Annotated in this window: 18 protein-coding genes; 10 read left to right on the top strand and 8 right to left on the bottom strand. The window is 75.8% G+C overall.

Annotation, left to right across the window (positions count from 1 at the left end; translation table 11 throughout):
• Positions 1-148 precede the first annotated feature (148 nt).
• The 3 genes from AB0C76_RS17860 to AB0C76_RS17870 form a co-directional block, all read right to left on the bottom strand.
• A complete protein-coding gene (locus AB0C76_RS17860; RefSeq protein ID WP_359965630.1) occupies positions 149-1,132 on the bottom strand; it encodes an Lrp/AsnC family transcriptional regulator in 984 nt (327 codons plus the stop codon).
• On the bottom strand, positions 1,122-2,609 hold the full coding sequence (locus AB0C76_RS17865; protein WP_359965633.1) for an MFS transporter: 1,488 nt from the start codon (positions 2,607-2,609) through the stop codon (positions 1,122-1,124). Before AB0C76_RS17865 ends, AB0C76_RS17860 begins: the two co-directional genes overlap by 11 nt.
• 177 nt (positions 2,610-2,786) lie before the next feature.
• Complete coding sequence (locus tag AB0C76_RS17870) at positions 2,787-3,698, bottom strand: LysR family transcriptional regulator (protein WP_359965636.1); 912 nt, start codon at positions 3,696-3,698, stop codon at positions 2,787-2,789.
• Between the two features lie 154 nt (positions 3,699-3,852).
• On the opposite strand from AB0C76_RS17870, the gene AB0C76_RS17875 reads away from it, so the two are divergent.
• The 7 genes from AB0C76_RS17875 (at position 3,853) to AB0C76_RS17905 (ending at position 11,600) form a co-directional block, all read left to right on the top strand.
• On the top strand, positions 3,853-4,800 hold the full coding sequence (locus tag AB0C76_RS17875; RefSeq protein WP_359965639.1) for a DMT family transporter: 948 nt from the start codon (positions 3,853-3,855) through the stop codon (positions 4,798-4,800).
• Positions 4,801-4,954: 154 nt separating this feature from the next.
• Positions 4,955-5,845, top strand: coding sequence for a GNAT family N-acetyltransferase (locus tag AB0C76_RS17880; protein ID WP_359965641.1), 891 nt, complete (start codon positions 4,955-4,957; stop codon positions 5,843-5,845).
• Between the two features lie 35 nt (positions 5,846-5,880).
• A complete protein-coding gene (locus tag AB0C76_RS17885; RefSeq protein ID WP_359965644.1) occupies positions 5,881-6,672 on the top strand; it encodes an aminotransferase class IV in 792 nt (263 codons plus the stop codon).
• Positions 6,673-6,854: 182 nt separating this feature from the next.
• Complete coding sequence (locus AB0C76_RS17890) at positions 6,855-7,325, top strand: hypothetical protein (protein WP_359965647.1); 471 nt, start codon at positions 6,855-6,857, stop codon at positions 7,323-7,325.
• Entirely contained in the window at positions 7,322-8,881 is a 1,560-nt protein-coding gene (locus AB0C76_RS17895) for a multicopper oxidase domain-containing protein (protein WP_359965650.1), read from the top strand. The genes AB0C76_RS17890 and AB0C76_RS17895 overlap by 4 nt, the downstream gene beginning before the upstream one ends.
• A gap of 210 nt (positions 8,882-9,091) precedes the next feature.
• Positions 9,092-10,450, top strand: a complete 1,359-nt coding sequence (locus AB0C76_RS17900; protein ID WP_359965653.1) for a DUF2252 domain-containing protein — start codon at positions 9,092-9,094, stop codon at positions 10,448-10,450.
• A gap of 229 nt (positions 10,451-10,679) precedes the next feature.
• Positions 10,680-11,600 carry a hypothetical protein gene (locus tag AB0C76_RS17905; protein WP_359965656.1) on the top strand — a complete coding sequence of 307 codons (921 nt, stop codon included), beginning with the start codon at positions 10,680-10,682 and terminating at the stop codon, positions 11,598-11,600.
• A 154-nt stretch (positions 11,601-11,754) separates the two neighbouring features.
• Here the strand turns inward: AB0C76_RS17905 and AB0C76_RS17910 are convergent, their stop codons facing one another.
• Entirely contained in the window at positions 11,755-12,660 is a 906-nt protein-coding gene (locus AB0C76_RS17910) for a diacylglycerol kinase (RefSeq protein ID WP_359965659.1), read from the bottom strand.
• Positions 12,657-14,225, bottom strand: coding sequence for an FAD-binding oxidoreductase (locus AB0C76_RS17915; protein ID WP_359965703.1), 1,569 nt, complete (start codon positions 14,223-14,225; stop codon positions 12,657-12,659). The genes AB0C76_RS17910 and AB0C76_RS17915 overlap by 4 nt, the downstream gene beginning before the upstream one ends.
• Positions 14,226-14,299: 74 nt before the next feature.
• Between AB0C76_RS17915 and AB0C76_RS17920 the strand changes: the two genes are divergently transcribed.
• Together AB0C76_RS17920 and AB0C76_RS17925 are read left to right on the top strand one after the other, a co-directional pair.
• Positions 14,300-14,938, top strand: coding sequence for a TetR/AcrR family transcriptional regulator (locus AB0C76_RS17920; RefSeq protein WP_359965662.1), 639 nt, complete (start codon positions 14,300-14,302; stop codon positions 14,936-14,938).
• The gene (locus AB0C76_RS17925) at positions 14,935-16,512 is read left to right on the top strand and encodes a glycerol-3-phosphate dehydrogenase/oxidase (protein ID WP_359965665.1); all 1,578 of its coding nucleotides are present in this window, start codon (positions 14,935-14,937) and stop codon (positions 16,510-16,512) included. The genes AB0C76_RS17920 and AB0C76_RS17925 overlap by 4 nt, the downstream gene beginning before the upstream one ends.
• Here AB0C76_RS17925 and AB0C76_RS17930 read toward each other — a convergent pair.
• Genes AB0C76_RS17930 through AB0C76_RS17940 form a run of 3 tightly spaced genes read right to left on the bottom strand, consistent with a single transcriptional unit; the run spans position 16,500 to position 17,792 of the window.
• The gene (locus AB0C76_RS17930) at positions 16,500-16,967 is read right to left on the bottom strand and encodes a hypothetical protein (protein WP_359965668.1); all 468 of its coding nucleotides are present in this window, start codon (positions 16,965-16,967) and stop codon (positions 16,500-16,502) included. The genes AB0C76_RS17925 and AB0C76_RS17930 overlap by 13 nt on opposite strands.
• Positions 16,964-17,449 (bottom strand): MarR family transcriptional regulator, encoded by a 486-nt coding sequence (locus tag AB0C76_RS17935; RefSeq protein ID WP_359965671.1) that lies wholly within the window; start codon positions 17,447-17,449, stop codon positions 16,964-16,966. Before AB0C76_RS17935 ends, AB0C76_RS17930 begins: the two co-directional genes overlap by 4 nt.
• 49 nt (positions 17,450-17,498) lie before the next feature.
• A complete protein-coding gene (locus AB0C76_RS17940; protein ID WP_359965673.1) occupies positions 17,499-17,792 on the bottom strand; it encodes a hypothetical protein in 294 nt (97 codons plus the stop codon).
• 258 nt (positions 17,793-18,050) lie between these two features.
• On the opposite strand from AB0C76_RS17940, the gene AB0C76_RS17945 reads away from it, so the two are divergent.
• Positions 18,051-18,626: a TerD family protein gene (locus AB0C76_RS17945; RefSeq protein WP_359965676.1), complete on the top strand. Its 576-nt coding sequence runs from the start codon at positions 18,051-18,053 to the stop codon at positions 18,624-18,626.
• Positions 18,627-18,720: the final 94 nt, after the last annotated feature.

Raw genomic sequence — 18,720 nt, forward strand, 5'->3', positions numbered from 1 at the left:
AAACGGCAGGGGGAAGTGGCCCGTCCGCGCCGGACGTGGGGGCGGGCGCGCGGGCCGAACGGTCCGTCGGCACGGGGTCGTCGCCGAGGGGACTGTCACTGGTATAGACCTGTTCCCGAAGGGCGGTCAACCCCGAAACGGTCAAGCGTCAGTGGGAGGCCCGGGTGGGCGGCGGCGGAACCGGCCCGGCGGACTTGAGGGTCCGCAGGACGGGGGTGGACTCCAGGGCGGTGATCTCGGGGAGCGCCGCGAGGTGACGGGTGAGGTAGCGGTGCAGGTGGGCCGGGTCGGCGCAGAGGACGGTGGCCACGAGGTTGGTCCGGCCCGTCGTCGCGGCGATGAAGGCGAGCTCGCGATGACCGGTGAGCGCGAGGGCGACGCGGTCCAGGTGCGCGGGGGCGACGGTCATCCACAGGAGCGCGTGCAGGCCGGCGCCCTGCAGGCGGGGATCCAGCTCGACGTCGAGGAAGACGCTGCCGTCGGCGCGGAGTTCCGCGAGGCGGCGGGCGACCGTCGCGGGGGTGCGGCCCGTGGCGGCCGCGAGGTCCCCGAGGGCGGCGCGGCCGTCGTGGTGGAGCACGGTCAGCAGCGCCAGGTCGGCCGCATCGAGGACCGTCGGAGGGTCTGAGACGGGCTCAGGAGCGGGCAGGCACAGCAGCTCCTGCTGCTCCTCGCTGAGCGTGCAGGCCCCGCCCGGCCAGACGGTGGGGCCGCCGCGGTATGTGTGCAGCAGGCAGTGGGCGGAGACGGCCGTGACGGTGGCCGTGCGCGGGATGTCGCGCAGCAGCAGGGCGTGGCCGTCGTCTCCGGGCGCGGTCTCGACGACGGCCGTGATCTCGGTGCCGCCCGAGGTGAGGTGCACCCAGGCCGTGTCGCCGCGCCGCACCAGGGCCCGGGCGACGCCCTGGGCGGCGTGCGGACCGGCGGTGAGGCGCAGCAACCACCGCGTGCGCCCGGCCCGGTGCGGGTCGGCGAGCCCGACGACCCGCAGGCCCGCCCCGGAGCGCAGCCGCCGGTAGCGGCGGGCGACGGTCTGCGGCGAGACGCCGAGCACCGCGGCGACGCGGCTGAACGGGGCGCGGCCGTCGATTCGCAGGGCGTGGACGAGTGCGCGGTCGAGCTCATCGAGCATGCGTGGATTCCAGGGGTTCGGCGGCCGGTTCCGGAGCGGCCTCCGATTCTGCCGGGCCCGCCCCGGGGCTTCCGGTCACGTCCGGACCCTCGACCGCGTCCGGATCGCCGCCCGCGCGCATCGCCCGCCCGGCGACCGTGACCAGGGCCAGCGCGGCGAGGGCCGCCCAACAGGCCCGCTGCGCCCCGGCGGTGTCCGCCGACGCGAGGTAGGTCCGGCCGAGCGCGGCGACGCCGAGGGTGGTGCCGAACTGCTGGACGGCGTTGAGGAGCCCGGCGGCGGAGCCGATCTCCTGCGGCCGCAGCGGGTGCAGGGCGGCGGTGAAGAACGACGGCGTGAAGAGGCCCTGCCCGACGCCGACCACGGCGAGCGCGCACGGCAGCAGCGCCGGGTGGCCGCCCACGCCGAACGCCCCGGCGGTCGCCACGACGCCCGCCGCCATGACCGCGAGCCCGGCGCTGCGCACCCGCGACCCGTACCGGCCGACCAGGTGCGCGCCGGCGCACCAGGACGCCGCGGCCATCCCGGCCGAGCACGGCAGGAGCGTCAGCCCGGCGGTCAACGCATCGGCGCCGGAGCCGACTTGCAGCTGGAGCACGACGACGAGGGTGAGCCCGGTGCCGGCCCCGAAGAACAGCGCGGAGCACAACAACGCCGCCGGGAAGCGGGCCGACCCGAAGAGGCTGGTTTCCACGAGCGTGCCGCGCCCGCGCCGCGCGCCACGACGCTGGTGGGCGGCGAAGAGCACCGCGACCGCGCACCCGGCGGCGAGCGAGGCGAGCGCCGGGCCGTCCGTCAGTCCGCGGCCGGAGCGCAGCAGCGGGAGCACCAGCAGGGCGGTGGCGAGCGCGGCGAGTGCCGTGCCCGCCGGGTCGATGCCGGGACGCCGGGGCGCGCGGTCCTCGGCGAGCAGCGGGACGAGCACGAGGACGGCGAGCGAGAGCGGCACGTTGACCAGGAAGACCGCCCGCCACGAGGACCCGAACAGGTCGGCGTGCGTGAGCACCCCGCCGAGGACCGGGCCGCACACCGCCGCCAGCCCCATCACCGGGCCGATGCTGCCGAGCGCCCTCGCGGTCTCGTCGCCGCGGAACATCGCCTTGATGAGGCCGATGGTCTGCGGCACGATCAGCGCCGCCGCCGCGCCCTGGACGGCCCGGAAGGCGATCAGCGCACCGAGGGTGGGCGCGACGGCGCAGGCCAGGGAGGCCAGCAGGAAGCCGGCGACCCCGATGCGGAACACCCGCCGGCGTCCGGTCCGGTCGCCCAGCCGGGCGCCGGTGAGCAGGAGGACGGCGAACGGCAGGGTGTAGGCGGAGGTCAGCCACGGCACGGCGGAGACCGGGCCGCCGAGCTCGGCGCGCATGCGGGGCGCGGCGACCTGGACGATCGTCGCGTCCAGCAGGTTCATCGCCTCGGCCGTGAGCAGTGCGGCGAGCGCCGCCCAACGGCGGCGGTGTGGTGCGGGGGTGGACAAGGGAGCTCCCTCGGAGGGCGGACTGCGACGCCCGCCACCCTGCGGCCGGTGCGCCACCGGATCCAGCCGGCCGGCCCTCCACTCGCGAAAAGTTCCACCGAGGACGCTCCGGCCGCAGAAATGTGCCGCACCCGGCCCGCCGCGCACCCGGCCCGCCGCGAACCCGGCTCGCCAGGCTCACGCCTCCGAGAGGGCCTCCGCCTCCGGCGCCGAGGGCACTGCCGACGACGACACCGCAGCGAGCAGGCCGCTCACGGCGGGGGACCACGGCCGGCCGGCCGGCCCGGTGAGCGTCAGGGTCCGGTGAACGGCGGGCCGGATCGGGACGAGGACGCAGCCCGCCGGGATCATCGTCAGCGCGAGCGCGGGCATCACCGAGACGCCGACACCCGCGTGGACCATGCCGATGAGCGAGTTGAGGTCACGGATCCGGTGTCGTGGGGTGAAGCGCGTGCCGGCCCGGCGGTACGCCTCGCGGATGTGGCGCTCGCAGCCGCCCTCGGAGAGCAGGAAGTCGTCGTCGTCGAGGTCCGCCACGTGGATGGACTCCTGTTCGGCGAGGGGGTGGTCCCGCCGGAGCAGCGCGTGCATGGAGTCCGCGCCGAGGGAGACCGCGCCGGGCGGGAGCGGCCCGGCGTCGACCAGGACGGCGGCGTCGACCGTGCCCGCCTCCAGCCAGACCGCCAGCTCGGCGTCCTCGCCCTCGAAGATCCGGACCGTCACCTGCGGGTGTGCCGCCGCCCAGTCCCGGAGCAGCCCGGGGAGCAGCGCCTGGCAGACGGTGGTGGGCGCGGCCAGCCGGACGGTGCCGGTGAGGCCGCCCGAGTGCCGGGTGGCGATGGCGCGGACGGCGGAGGCCGAGGCCACCGCCGTGCGGGCGTGCGGCAGGATCTGCTCGCCCAGCGGGGTCGGCCGGGCGGGGCTGCCGCGGTGCAGGACGGGCGCGCCGAGGGTGCGCTCCAGGGCGGCGACCGCGTGCGAGACGGCGGACTGGGTGATGCCCAGGTCGGCGGCGGCGGCGCCGAAGCCGCCGGTGTCGGCGACCGCGATCAGCGCCCTGAGCTGGGCGAGGTTGACCTCCGAAGCCATGAGACTTCCTCATCCGTCCGGCATCGTCACTTGTTGGACTCATGTTCCCCGGCAGGGCCACCCTCTGTCCAGGACGGACGGTCCGGCGCGGACCGTCCTGGCTCGGACCGGTCTGGAGAGGACCGTCCCGGACGGGGAAGCGGGGAGGACGGACGTGGTCGGAGTGCGGCGCTGGTGGCCGGGGTTCGTGGTGCTGTCGGCGATCTGGGGCGCGAGCTTCGCCCTGATCAAGGTCGCGGTGACGGCGGGGGTGCCGCCGCTCTGGGTGGCGCTGTGGCGCAGCCTGCTCGGGGCGGCCACGCTGTGGGCGATCCTCGTGCTGCGGCGCGAGCGGGCGCCGCGCGAGCGCGCCGTCTGGGGCCACTCGGCGGTGGTCGCGGTGCTGCTCAACACCGTGCCGTTCACGCTCTTCTCGTTCGGCGAGACGAAGATCAGCTCGGTGCTCGCCGGGGTGCTGAACGGGACCACGCCGCTGTTCACGCTGCTGTTCGCGGTGGCCACGGTGGCGGAGGAGCGCCGCCCGGGGGCGCGCCGGCTCGGCGGTCTCGTGCTCGGCTTCGCCGGTGTCCTGACCGTGCTCGGCGTCTGGCGCGGCATCGGCTCGGGCGAGCTCGCGGGCGGGCTGGCCTGCCTGGGCTCGGCGTGCTGCTACGGCGCGGGCTTCGCCTACCTGCGGCGCTTCCTGAGCGGCCGGCCGCTCAGCGCCACGGCGCTGTCGGCCGCTCAGATCACCTGCGCCGCGGCCGAGCTGGCCGTCGTGGCGCCGCTCGGCGCGGGTGCGCCGCACTGGCCCGGCGCGGGCGCCGCGGCGGCGCTGCTCGTGCTGGGCGCGGCCGGTACCGGCTTCGCGTACGTGCTCAACCTGGGCCTCGTCCGGGCGGCGGGCACCGCGGTGGCCTCGGCCGTCACCTACGTGACGCCGGTCTGGTCGATGGCCCTGGGGGCGGCCCTCCTCGCCGAACCCGTCGGCTGGAACGCCCTCGTGGGCGCCGTGGCCGTGATCGCCGCCGTCGTGCTGACCCGGCCCGCGCGGGCGAAGGCACCGGCGGAGAGCCGAACCGAGGCCCCCGAGAAGGCGGGCGCCGAGCCGGCGCACGGCTGACCGACGGACGGACACCGACATCGGGAACTCCCTTCCCCGGCGCGAGGTGGACGGTTGAATTCGTATCCGATCTGACGTTCGGTGTCCACCGGATTACGATCCGTGCCCGCCGCGGGTCTATCGTGGCCGTGTGGTGAGGTCCTGGGATGCAGCGGTGGAACGGGCGCAGGATCGGCTGGCGGCGGGGCCGCGGCTGACGGTGGTGCCCGAGGGGGACGAACGGCGCTTCGCGCTCTGGGACTTGGCGTCCCTGGTGGAGGGCGAGCTGGGGGAGCGGGTGGACCCGGACGCCCTCGCGCCGGACGCCGAGCGGCGGTGGCGGGAGCGGCTGGGCGAGAGCGGCCGGGAGTGGCCGGGCGGTGAGCTGTACCGGCGCCGGTACTGGGTGCTGGGCCCGGGCGGCGCGGTCGCCGGGACGGTGGCCGTCGACAACTGGACGCGGGGGCCGGGCCAGCTCGCCGTCTCCTCGCTCTACCTGCGGCCGGAGGCCCGCGGGCGCGGCCTGGCCGCCGGGGTGCTGGAGGACGTGTACGGGGCCGCGGCCGCCGAGGGCCTGCCCGGCTTCCGGCTGGAGGCGCACTGGACCTGGCAGCACGCCGTCCGCTACTACCTGCGCCGGGGTCTGTGGGTGGTCGGCTGGAAGCACTCGCTCGCCCTCGCCCGGATGCCCCAACTCCCGCCCTACCGCGTGCGGGAGGAGGACGGGCGGCTGCTCCTGCTGGTCGAGGACGGCGCGCAGGGCTGGGTGCCGCTGCTGGCCGCCGGGCGCGAGGGCCGCTGGCTGCGGCTGGACGAGACGGCCGCCTACCGCGGCACGGACGGCTGGGTGCACGGCTACGCGCGCTCGACGCTCGCGCTGCACCTGGCGCTCGCCGGCCGCCCGCTGGTGCGCGGGCCGCAGTGGTGGGCGGAGGCGTGGCGCTGGGCGGACACCGGCGAGCCGGAGGGGCTCGCCTACAAGATCGAGCACTTCGAGCAGTTGGCCGCGGCGGCGGGCCGGCGGTTCGTCACGCCGTACCGCCCGGTCTCCCCCCAGGACCACTAGGCGTAATCGCGCCCGGGTCCTGCCAGACTCGGACCATGGCTGAGATCGAGATCGACGGCGCCCCCGCCGACGCGGCGCGGGTGGCGGCGCTTGGGCTGCTGAACTACGGGCACTTCACCACCCTGCGGGTCGGGGCCGGCCGGGTCCGGGGCCTCGCGCTGCACCTGGAGCGGCTGGTGCGGGACTGCCGGGCGCTGTTCGGCGCCGAGCTGGACCCGGCCGTCGTGCGCGAGAGGATCCGTGCGGTGCTGCCGCAGGACGGCACGGAGGCGATCGTCCGGGTCACCGTCTACGACCCGGAGCTCGGCCTGGAGCGCCCGTCCGGGCCGGCCGCACCGAGCCTGCTGGTCACCACCCGCCCGGCCCCGGCCGCCGCGCCCGGCCCGCTGCGGGTGCGCACGGTCGCGTACGTCCGGGAGGCGCCGGAGGTGAAGCACGTCGGGCTGTTCGGCCTGGTCCGCCACCGCCGCAGCGCCCAACTCGCCGGTTTCGACGACGCGTTGCTGGTGGACCCGGCGGGCCGGGTGACCGAGGGCGCCACCTGGAACGTCGGCTTCGTCGACGACGGCGGCCGTGTGGTCTGGCCGCAGGGCCCGAGCCTGCCGGGCGTCACCGCCGCGCTGCTCGCCCGCGCGTACGGCGGGCCGCAGGAGCGCGGGCCGGTGGACGCCGTCGGGGTCGACCGGTTCAAGGCCGCGTTCGCGGTGAACGCGGGCGTCGGCGTGCGTCCGGTGGCGGCGATCGACGGCACGCGGTTCGACGCGGACCACCCCGTCCTCGACGAGCTCCGCGCCGCCTACCAGGGGGTGGCGGCCGACCCGGTGTGAGCCGGGAGCGAGGGCACCCCCCTGCCCGTCCTGTCCCCCGACCGGGTGACACCCGGCGGGCCCGAACAGGCGCAATGGGACCATCGGAAAGCCCAACCCTCCTTATTGCCGGTGATCGTGATGCCGGATCAGCTACGCTCTCGCCCGCCCCGCCCCACCCGCCGAGCAGAGAGTAGCCCGGAATGACCAGTCCTCCCGCGGTCCCCGCGCCCCGCTGGCCGCTGATCCTCCTGCGCGTCACCTCGACCACGCTGGGCCTGCTGGCCGTCCTCCAGACCATGCTGGCCGGGAGCTTCCTCAACGGCACCTACGAGTCCCTCAAGGACCACGAGGGCAACGCGATGACGCTGGCCACCGTCGTCGTGCTGCAGCTCGCGGTGGCCGTCCTGGTCCGGTGGCCGGGGCGCGGGCCGCTGTGGCCGCTGTGGAGCACCGTCGTCCTGGCGATGGCGGTCACCGGCCAGATCGCCGCCGGCTACGGCCGGGCCCTCGGCGTGCACGTCACGCTGGGCGTCCTGCTGGTCAGCGGCATCCTGTTCGCGCTGGTCGGCGCCTGGCGCGAGCCGCTGCCCGCCCGCGTCGCCGCCGCGCCCGGGCCGGACGGCAGCGGGCGGCTGCCCCGGCCGGGCGGGCCCGTGGAGGTGGCCAAGTGAACCGCCGCCGCTTCCTCGGCATCGGCGCCTCCGTCCTCGGCGCGGGCGCGGTGGCCGCCGTCGCGGTCCCCTCGGCGGCCCGGCTGCTGACCGAGGGCCGTCCGGGCCGGCTGCTGAGCAGCGGGCTCGAACTGCCGCCGGCGTTCCAGGTGCCGCTGCCGGTGCCGCCGGTGCTCAAGCCGGTCGGCGACGACACGGCCGACCGGTACGAGATCGTCCAGCAGGTCGCCAGGCTGGAGATCCTGCCGGGCGTCAGGACCGAGGCATGGACGTACGGCGGCAGCTGGCCGGGGCCGACGGTGGTCACCCGCTCGGGCCGGGCGGTGGTGGTCAAGCACCGCAACGAGCTGCCGGTGCCGTCCGTCGTCCACCTCCACGGCGGGCACACCCCGGCCGACAGCGACGGCTACCCGGTCGACCTGCTGCTCCCCGTCGGGTCGAGCGGGAGCGCCGGCGCCATGGCCGGGATGCCCGGAATGGAGCGCCACGCGGCCGGGAAGTCCGTCACCGGCGAGCGCGTCCACACCTATCCGGGCAACCAGCGCGCCGCCACCCTCTGGTACCACGACCACCGGATGGGCTTCACCGGCCCGGGCGTCTGGCGCGGCCTGGCCGGCTTCCACCTCGTCCACGACGACGAGGAGGCCGCGCTGCCGCTGCCGCACGGCGACCGCGACCTGCCGCTCATGCTCGCCGACCGCTCCTTCGCCGAGGACGGCTCGTTCCGGTACCCGGCGGCCGGGGCCGACCAGCCCGGTGTCACCGCCGACTACGCGAACGGCGTCCTCGGCGACGTCATCCTCGTCAACGGCGCGCCCTGGCCCCGGCTCGACGTGGACCGGGCGCGCTACCGGCTGCGGTTCCTCAACGGCTCCAACGCCCGCCTCTACCGCCTCGAACTCGACCCCCAGCCGTCCGGCGGCGACGCCCTCGTCCAGATCGGCTCGGACGGCGGCCTGCTGGCGGCGCCCGTCGCCCACGACGCGCTGGAGATCGCCCCCGCCGAGCGCTTCGACGTGGTCGTCGACTTCTCCCGCTACCCGCCCGGCACCGCCGTGCGCCTGCTGAACCGGTTCGGCAGCGGCCGGACCGCCGAGGTCATGCGCTTCGACGTCTCCTCCCGGCAGGTCACCGACGACGCGACGGTGCCCGAGCGGCTGTCCACGATCGAGGAACTCGACGCCTCCGCCGCCGCGACCACCCGCGACTTCACCTTCCGGCGCAGCCGCGGCGAGGGCTGGACGATCAACGGCGACCCGTACGAGCCAGGCCGCGACGTCGCGAGTCCGGCCCTCGGCGCCACCGAGGTCTGGCGCTTCTCCAGCGACCTGCACCACCCCGTCCACGTGCACCTGAACCACTTCCAGGTGCTGTCGCGCAACGGCAAGGAGCCGGGGCCGTACGACGCCGGGTGGAAGGACACCGTCGACCTGCGGCCGGCCGAGGTGGTGGAGGTGCTCGTGCGGTTCACCGACTACGCGGGGACGTACATGCTGCACTGCCACAACCTGGAGCACGAGGACATGGCGATGATGGCCGACTTCGCCGTGCAGTGACCCACCCTCCGGGACCCACCCTCCGGGACCAACCCTTTGGGAACCGCCCTCCGGGAACCGCCCGGGTGAACGGGGGCCGGGCATGGCGCCGACGGAACCGGTGGATCATCCGTTCGGCGCAGCGCCGGGGGGCGTGCGGTGCGCCCTCCGGCGGCGGTCGCCTAGCGTCGCCCGGAGGGGCACCCGCCGAGGCCGATTGAGGAGCCGCGCATGACCACGCCCGCCGAACGCCGCCGCCAGGGCCGGGCCGCCCGCGAACGGGTCTCCCGCTCCGCCCACGGCCGCTGGATCCCCGCCGCCGACCGGCCCGACCCGGTCGCGGTGCTGGAGCGGCAGGGCGAGGACAGGGTCGCGCGGCTGCTGCCGATCCGCTACGGCCGGATGGCCGATACCCCCTTCACGTTCCTGCGCGGCGCCGCCGCCGTGATGGCCGCCGACCTCGCGGCCGGGCCCGACACCGGACTGACCGTCCAGCTCTGCGGCGACGCCCACCTGGTGAACTTCGGCCTGTACGCCTCGCCGGAGCGTGCTCTGCTCTTCGACGTCAACGACTTCGACGAGACGTACCCGGGCCCCTTCGAGTGGGACGTCAAGCGCCTCGCCGCCAGCGTCGCCGTCGCCGCCCGCGACAACGGGCACGGCGAGGAGCGCGTGCGCCGCGCCGCGCTGAGCGCCGCCCTGGGCTACGCCGCAGCGCTGCGCCGGCTGGCCGGGCTGCGCGAGCTCGACGTCTGGTACAGCCGGATCGACAGCGCCGACCTGCTGCCGCTGGTGCGCCGGGGCAAGCGGCGACGCCGGGTCGAGGCGGACCTCGCCGCCGCCCGGCGCCGCACCAGCCTCCAGGCCTTCGGCAAGCTCACCGAGGAGCGGGACGGACGGCGGCGCATCGTCAGCGCGCCGCCGCTGATCGAGCCGGTGTCGAAGACCGAACTGCGCTCCGTCGGCAAGGTGTTCAGCGACTACCGGGCCACCCTCGCCGAGGACCGCCGGGTCCTGCTCGACCGCTTCCGCTTCGTCGACGCGGCGGTGAAGGTGGTCGGCGTGGGCAGCGTCGGCACCCGCTGCTACGTCGTCCTGCTGGAGGGCCGGGACGGGCGCGACCCGCTGTTCCTCCAGCTCAAGGAGGCCGGGCGCTCGGTGCTGGAGGACCACCTGCCGGCGACCCGGTTGGACGCCGAGGTGGCCGCGCACCACGGCGGCCGGCGCGTGGTCACCGGCCAGCACCTCATGCAGGCGGCGAGCGACATCTTCCTCGGCTGGACCACGGGCCCGGCCGGTCGGCACTTCTACGCCCGCCAGCTGCGCGACATGAAGGGCACGGCGGACGTCGGGGACATGGCCCCGGCCGACCTGCGCGCCTACGCCGACCTGTGCGGCCGCACCCTCGCCCGCGCCCACGCCCGCACCGGCGACCGGCTCGCCATCGCGGGCTACCTCGGCGCGGCCGACACCTTCGCGGAGGCGATCGCCGACTTCGCGGTGTTGTACGCGGACCGCACGAAGCTCGACCACGCGGAACTGGTGGCCGCGATCGGGGAGGGGCGGATCAAGGCGACCCGGGGCGTGTGAGAGTCCGCACGGGCCTCCCGGGCGGCCTTCTGAGTCGCCGGCGGGAACGGGGGAAGGGGCCCGTCGCTGTCCGGGCCGAGGACGGGATTCGGGCCGGCGGCGGACTCCCCTCAGGGGCACGGCGTCGCGAGAACGGGGGGTGACGGAGCGGCGGGCCCGACCACCGGGGACCGACCTGCCGTGACCGGTCGTCAGCGGCGTTGTCGGTGGTGTGTGCCAGGGTGGCCCCATGCTGGCGATCACGGTGCAGGAGAACGACGGGACACGGCACGTCGGGGCGGGTGCGGACGCCCTCGGCGCGCTGGTCGGGCGGCTGGGCGCGGACGGGGACAACTTCGTCGTCGTCCAGCGGGTGCCCGACCTGCCCGACGTCTACATCCAGGTCTGGCACGCCGAGGGCGGCGACTACTCCTTGGAGCACCGGGACGGCTCCGCCGACCGGCACTACGAGGTCACGCTCGACCGGCCGGAGCCGGTGGTCGCCGCCATGCTCGGCTGGGCGCGCCGCGAGCCCGGCTGGGGTGACGGGCTGGACTGGAAGCCGCTCGACACGGGCCCGGCGCCCGAGCCCGTGGCCCCGCTCGACCTGCCGGCCGGCGAGCGCCGCGACCTGGAGGAGCGGCTGCGCCTGACCCTGGCCTGCGGCTACACCACCCGTGCCGCGCTGGCCGAGGAGGCCGAGGAGTACCTGGTCTCCCCGGAGAGCCGTCCGGTCTCCCGGGAGCAGGCCGAGCAGCTCGCCGACCGGCTGTGGCTGGAGCGCGTCGGCGAGCAGACCGGCTGGGTCGGCGAGACGGACCCGGAACGCCTCGCCCGCGCCTTCGCGGCCCTGGACGCCGAGGGCATCACGGCCCGCGAGCACTTCACCTGCTGCCGCACCTGCGGCGAGGCCGAGATCGGCGCCGAGGGCGCGCCCGACGCCCGCGGCTACGTCTACTTCCACACCCAGTGCACGGAGTCGGCCGTCCGCGGCCACGGCCTCTCGCTCCTCTACGGCGGCTTCGACGGCTCCCCGCTCACCACCACCGCCGTCGGCCACGAGGTGGTGGCCGCCCTCGCGGACGCCGGCCTCCCGGCCGTGTGGAACGGCGACGCCGCCCACGCGATCGAGATACGCCCGCTGACCTGGCGCAAGCGACTGGTGGGCTGACCGGTGGGCGACGCTGCCGAGGCCCCGGCCGACGGGCGGTACGTCGTGGCGACGGTGGCGCGGCCGGCCGGTGGCGCGGTGGTCGAGCGGGTGATGGACCGCCGGGCGGCCGCGAGGGCGGGACCGGGTGGTGGGGTGGGCAACGAACGGTGCGCTACGGAACCAGCAGGCGCAGGGCGTTGGGGACGGCGGTGACGTCGACCGGCAGCGGGGCGACGAACTCGCCGTCGGCGTAGGACGTGATGCCGGGGGACTCGATCCGCAGGGACGGGGTGCGGTGGGTCTCCACCTCGGGGTGGTGCACGTGGGTGCCCTTGAAGACCGTCGGGAAGAAGCGCGCGATCCGCAGCCGGGGCATCGCGGCGACCAGGGTGACGTCGAGCAGGCCGTCGTCGGGGAGCGCGGCGGGACAGATGAGCATGCCACCGCCGTAGCTGCGGGTGTTGCCGACGGCGGCCAGGGTGAGGTCGCGCTCGATGACGGTGCCGTCGGCGAGGGTGATGCGGAAGGGCAGCGGGCGCAGGTTGGCGAACTCGGCGAGGATGGCGAGGTTGTAGCGCATCCGGCCGCGCGGCCAGCGCAGGCGGTTGGTGCGGTCGCTGACCAGGGAGTCGAAGCCGGTGGCGAGGACGGAGCCGAACCAGCGGGCCGTCCCGTCCGGGCCGGTGATCCGGCCGAGGTCGACGGTGCGGGTCCGCCCGGCGGCGATGACGTCGGCGGCGGCCTCGGGGGCGTCGCGCGGCAGGCCGTACTCGCGGGCGTGGTCGTTGCCGGTGCCCGCGGGGACGACCCCGAGCGGGACGGCGGTGCCGGCGACGGCCTGGAGCGCGAGGTTGACCATGCCGTCCCCACCGACCACGACGAGCGCGTCCGCCCCGCCCGCGACGGCCTCGCGGGCGAGGCGGACGGCGTCCGCGGCGTCGCGCCCGGTATGACGCTCGACCTCGACGCCGAGCGCCCGCAGGCGGGCGACGGCCCGCTCGGCGGCGGGCGCGGCGTGTCCCGCGCCCGCCGCCGGGTTGGCCAGCAGCGCGACGGTTCTCGGCGCGCGCGTCGTCACGGGATCAGCTTGCCCGGGTTGAGGATGCCCGCCGGGTCGAGCTCGGCCTTGACCGCGCGCAGGATCCGCACGCCCAACTCGCCGATCTCGTCGGTCATCCAGGGCCGGTGGTCGGCGCCGACGGCGTGGTGGTGGGTGATGGTGCCGCCCGCTGCGACGATCGCCTCGCAGGCCGCGTGCTTGGCGGTGCCCCACCGGGTGAGGGGGTCCTCGCCGAGGGCGGCGACGACGGTGAAGTACAGCGAGGCGCCGGTCGGGTAGACGTGCGAGATGTGGCAGAGCACGAGCGCGCCGGGCAGAGCGGTGGTGAGCGCCTCGGTGACGGCGGACCGCAGCTGTGGCAGGCGGCTCCAGTTCGTCGCCGTCTCCAGGGTCTCGCAGAGCGCGCCGGCGCTGAGCAGGGAGTCCCGGAGGTAGGGGGCGTTGAAGCGGCCGTGCTCCCAGGCACGGGCGGGGGCCTCGCCGAGCGAGGTGCCGCCGGTCGCGAGGAGCACCTCGCGGGTGAGCCGGTGCCGGGCGGCGACCTGCTCCGCGGTGCCCTCGAAGACGGTGACGGCGAGGCAGCCGCTGACCGCGGGCGAGCCGCCGATCTGCTCGGTCATGGCCAGGTTGACCATGGTCTCGGCCTCGTCGGAGAGCCGGATGACGGTCGGTCCGGTGCCCTGCTGCTCGACGGCGCGCAGGGCGGCGCTGCCGGTCGCGAAGTCGGGGAAGCTCCAGGCCTCGTAGGCCTTGACGGCGGGCAGCGGATGCACGCGGACCCGGACGGCGGTGATGATGCCGAGGGCGCCCTCCGAGCCGAGGAAGAGCTCGCGCAGGTCGGGGCCGGCGGCGGAGGCCGGGGCGCGGCCGAGGTCCAGCACGCCGACCGGGGTCACGACGCGCAGCCCGCGCACCATGTCGTCGAAGCGCCCGTGGCCGGCCGAGTCCTGGCCGGAGGAGCGGGTGGCCGCGAAGCCGCCGATGGTCGCGAAGCGGAAGCTCTGCGGGTAGTGGCCGAGTTCGTGGCCGCGCTCGGCGAGCAGCGCCTCCGCGGCCGGGCCGGTGAGGCCGGCGCCGAGGAGGGCCTCGCCCGAGGTCTCGTCGAGGTCGAGCAGCTGGTCGAAGCGGCGCAGGTCGAGCGAGACGACGGCGCGCAGCTCGCCGCGCTCGGGGTCGAGGCCGCCGACCACGCTGGTGCCGCCGCCGAACGGCACGACGGCGATGCGGCGTTCGGCGCACAGCGCGAGCAGGGCGGCGATCTCGTCCTCGCTGCCGGGCAGCACGACGGCGTCGGGCGCGTCCTGCGGCTCGCGGCTGCGGCGGCGCAGCAGGTCGGGGGTGGACTTGCCGCCGGCGCGGGGGAGGCGGTCGGCGTCGGCGGCGCTCACGTGCGCCTCGCCGACGGCGGCGGAGAGCGCCTTGAGGTCGGCGTCGGTGAGCCGGGAGGGGCGCAGGCGGACCTCGTCGGCGGTGGGGCCGGGCTCGGCGTCGCCGGTGACGCCGAGGGCGGCCGCGAGCAGTCCCTTGATGTCCGCGGACAGCTCCTTGGCGAGGGCCGGGTCGCCCCAGGCGTCCCACTTCATCGGGGGGAGCGGCAGCGCGGCGTCGGCCGGGCCCGCTTGCGTCTCAGGTGCCATGCGTTACAGTTTCACACATCATGTCAAGTAGTAACGTCACCCCAGAGGTCGATGGTCCAGGCGCCGACGCCCCCGGGCCGCGCGGCACGGACCGGCCGCGCAGCACCGACGACGCGATCCTCGACGCCGCCGCCGAGCTGATCGTCCACCTCGGCGTGCGCCGCACCCAGCTGGCCGAGATCGCGCGCCGCGCCGGGGTCAGCCGGCCGACCGTCTACCGGCGCTGGCCGGACGTGAAGGCGGTGATCGGCGCGCTGCTCACCCGGGAGATCCTGGTGGCCACCCAGGAGGGCGACGTGCTGGACGTGCACGACCGCGAGACCTTCGTCGACCGCGTCGTCGAGGTCGCCGTCCGGCTGCGCGACCACCCGGTGCTCGGGGCCCTGCTGCACTCCGACGACTCCGACCTGCTCCTGGAGTACGTCGTCGAACGGCTCGGCACCAGCCAGCGCGGCCTCCTGGAGGCGCTGCGCACCGGCATCGAGCAGGGCCAGGCGCACGGCTCGATCCGGGCCGGCGAGCCGCTCGAACTGGCGGCCATGGTGCTCCTGATCGCCCAGTCCACCGTCCAGTCGCACCGCATGGTCGCCTCCCTGCTGCCCGAGGCGGCCTGGCGGCGCGAACTGGCCCGAGCGTTGAACGGATACCTCGCGCCATGACGCCTCCCTCCACTCCCTCCCCGCCGGCCGCGGGCCCCTTCGCGGGGTCGAGCCGGCTCAACGGCATCAGGCGGGCGGTGGAGCTGGACGCGCTCGCCGACCGGCCGCAGGTCGACCTGCTGGTGATCGGCGGCGGCGTCACCGGCGCCGGCGTGGCCCTGGACGCCGCCTCGCGCGGCCTGCGCACGGTCCTCGTCGAGTCCCGCGACCTCGCGTTCGGCACCAGCCGCTGGAGCTCCAAACTGGTGCACGGCGGCCTGCGCTACCTCGCCTCCGGACGGATCGGCGTGGCCCGCGAGAGCGCCGTCGAGCGAGGGGTGCTGATGACCCGCACCGCGCCGCACCTCGTCCGGGCGCTGCCCCAGCTCGTCCCGCTGCTCCCGGACCTCCTGCGCCCCGGACAGGGCGCGCTGATCCGTGCCGGCTTCCACGCCGGCGACGCGCTGCGGCTGAGCGCCGGCACGCCGGGCGCGCTGCTGCCCCGGATGCGCCGGATCGACGCCGAGCGGACCCGCCGCCTGGTGCCGGGCGTCCGGACGGCCGGGCTGCGCGGCGCACTCGTCGCGCACGACGGCCAACTCGTCGACGACGCGCGACTGGTGCTGGCGCTGGCCAGGACGGCCGCGCAGTACGGCGCGACGGTGCTGACCCGGGTCCGCGCCGAGGACGTCACCGGCGGCTCGGCCCGGCTGGTCGACACGGTGGGCGGCCACGAGCTGACGATCAGTGCCGGTGCCGTGATCAACGCCACCGGCGTGTGGGCGGGCGAGGTGGACCCGTCGATCCGGCTGCGGCCCAGCCGCGGCACCCACGTCCTGGTCGACGCCGCGGCGCTCGGCCACCCGCGCGCCGCGCTCACGGTGCCGGTGCCCGGCTCGACCAGCCGCTTCGTCTTCGCGCTGCCGCAGCAGCTCGGGCGGGTCGCGATCGGCCTCACCGACGAGGACGCGCCGGGCCCGATCCCGGACGAGCCGGTGCCGACGGACGCCGAGATCGGCTTCCTCCTCGACACCGTCAACGCGGCCCTGAGCACCGCGCTGACCAGGGCGGACGTCCGCGGCGCCTACGCCGGGCTGCGCCCGCTGATCGACACCGGGGGCGGACACACGGCCGACATCTCCCGCGAGCACGCGGTGCTGGAGTCCCCGTCCGGGACGGTCACGGTGGTCGGCGGCAAGCTCACCACCTACCGGCGGATGGCCGAGGACGCGGTGGACGCCGCCGTCCGGCTGCGCGGCCTCCCGGCGCGGGCGTGCTGGACGGCCCGGCTGCCGCTGGTCGGCGCCCCCGGGCACCGCGACAGCCGCCCGCTCCCGGAGCACGGCGTGCCGGCCTCGCTGGTCGCCCGCCACGGCGGCGCGGCGGCGGAGGTGCTGGAGGCCGGCGAGCTCACGCCGGTCGCCGAGGGGATCGACGTGACGCGCGCGGAGATCGCCTACGCCGTGACCCACGAGGGCGCGCTGGACCTGGCGGACGTGCTCCACCGCCGGACCAGGATCGGCCTGGTGGCGCAGGACGCGGAGCGGGCGGCGAAGGCCGTCGGGGAGATCCTGGCGGAGTGTCAGGAGGGCTGATCGTCGAAGGGCTTGAGGTCGGGCTCGACCCAGCCGGTCCGCGCGCGCTCGTCGGCGAGCGTCCCGGGCCGGTAGTGGCGGGCGAGCAGCCCCTTGTCGAGCAGGTCGGGGTGGCGGTCGGCGAAGGCCGTGAAGTCCTCGTCGTCGGAGGCGTGTCGAGCGACCAGCTCGACCCAGGCCCGGGTCATCGTCACGTGGAACCTCTGCGGCGCTCCGGCCCGGGTGGCGGTGGCCCTGATGCCGTCGGCGACCAGGGTGAGCGCGGCGGCGCGGCCGTGCCGCCGGACGGCGAGCCAGGCGAGGTGGACGTGCCGGCGGTGGTCGAAGTGCTCGGCGCCGGCCGTCACCTCCTCCATCAGGGCGGTGAACCCGGCCGGTGCGGCGGCGGGTCCGGGCGTCGGCGCCTGCGCGGACGCCGGTGCGGCGGGAGTGCGGGGGGCGTCGGGCCCGGTCATGCGGAAGCCTCCGTCAGGGCCAGGAGTACGGCGTGGAAGCCGTCCACCTGGGCGGGGGTGAGGTCGCGGAGCGCGCGGTGCTCCAGGTCGGCCACGGTCCGCCGGACGGTGTCGGCGGCCTGCCGGCCGGAGGCGGTGAGCTCGACCAGGACCGAGCGGCGGTCGCCGGCGTGGGTGCCGCGGGTGATGTGGCCGCGCTGCTCCAGGCGGTCGAGCACCCCGGTCAGGGTGGTCGGCCGGGTGCCGGCGGCCGCGCCCAGCTCGGAGGCCGTCCGGGCCCGCCCGTCGGAGAGGTTGGCGAGCGCGTTGACCTCGGAGGCGGTGAGGCCGAGGCCGGCCAGTTCGGCGGCCAGCAGCTGGAGGGTGGCGTGGGTGGCCCGTTGGAGCGCGAGCAGCGCGGAGGCGCCGTGGGTGCCGTGGGTGTCGGGAGCGCCGAGGGTGCCGGGCGCGGCGGCCCCGGGGGGTGCGGAATCGGACGTCACGTTTTCGGATATTACGGTTCCGTAGTATCTCGGGCAAGCAGGGCGCGCCTCAGCGTCCGACCCGCTCCGGCATCGACTGCGCCGCCCCGGCCAGCTCCAGCACGCACGTGAGCGGGTGCTCGGCGACGCCCGTGCGGTCCAGCCGCACGGCGAGCGGCACCGGCGGTTCCTCGGCGAGCTGTCCGGCCAGCGTCAGCGGGTAGGAGCCGTGCCCGCGCTCGCGGTGGAACGCGCACTCCTTGCCGTCCACCAGCAGTTCGGTCTCGGTGATCCGGCCGGAGCGGACGTTGACGGTGACCGAGTGGCCGGCCCGGTCGAGGTGGAAGCTGTGCCGCCGGCGCATGGGAACCTCCCGCGCGGTCGCGGAGCGGGGCGCCCCGTCCGCACGGCCAGTGTAGGTCGGCCGCCCCGGCCGGGCCCGTCCGCGCGGAAACGTGGCCCGTCCGCGGGAAGTGCCGTGGTCGCGGAGCCGTGCGGGCCGCGGCCGGTTCCTGTGCGCACCCCTGAGAAAAGCCGGGGGTCGGCAGCGACCGCAGGTGGATTCTCGTGATCTCTACAGTGTTGTAGATTCCTCCGCAGGGAGAGATCCGAGGAGGGAATCGTGGGAGTTTCGCTGGCCAAGGGCGGCAACGTCTCGCTGAGCAAGGAGGCGCCCGGTCTGAGCGCCGTGATCGTCGGGCTCGGCTGGGACGTCCGGACCACCACCGGTGCGGACTACGACCTGGACGCCAGCGCGCTGCTCTGCAACGCCCTCGGCAAGGTCGTGTCGGACCAGCACTTCGTGTTCTTCAACAACCTGCGCAGCCCCGAGGGTTCGGTCGAGCACAGCGGCGACAACCTGACCGGTGGCGGCGACGGCGACGACGAGCAGATCAAGGTCGACCTGGCCCGGGTGCCCGCCGACGTGGCGAAGGTGGTCTTCCCGGTGTCGATCTACGACGCCGACGCCCGCATGCAGAACTTCGGCCAGGTCCGCAACGCGTTCATCCGCGTCGTCAACCAGGCCAACGGGCAGGAGATCGCGCGCTACGACCTGAGCGAGGACGCCTCCACCGAGACCGCGATGGTCTTCGGCGAGCTGTACCGCAACGGCGGCGAGTGGAAGTTCCGCGCGATCGGCCAGGGCTACGCCTCCGGCCTGCGCGGCATCGCGAGCGACTACGGCGTCAACGTCTGACAGTGAGGATGTTCATGAGCGGTTCCCGGGCAGGTCTGACTCAACCTCTGACTGACCTCGGGTCCTCAACCGGATCTGTCGGCCTCGTCCGGGA

The organism is Kitasatospora sp. NPDC048722, from assembly GCF_040650235.1.
Lineage (GTDB): Bacteria > Actinomycetota > Actinomycetes > Streptomycetales > Streptomycetaceae > Kitasatospora.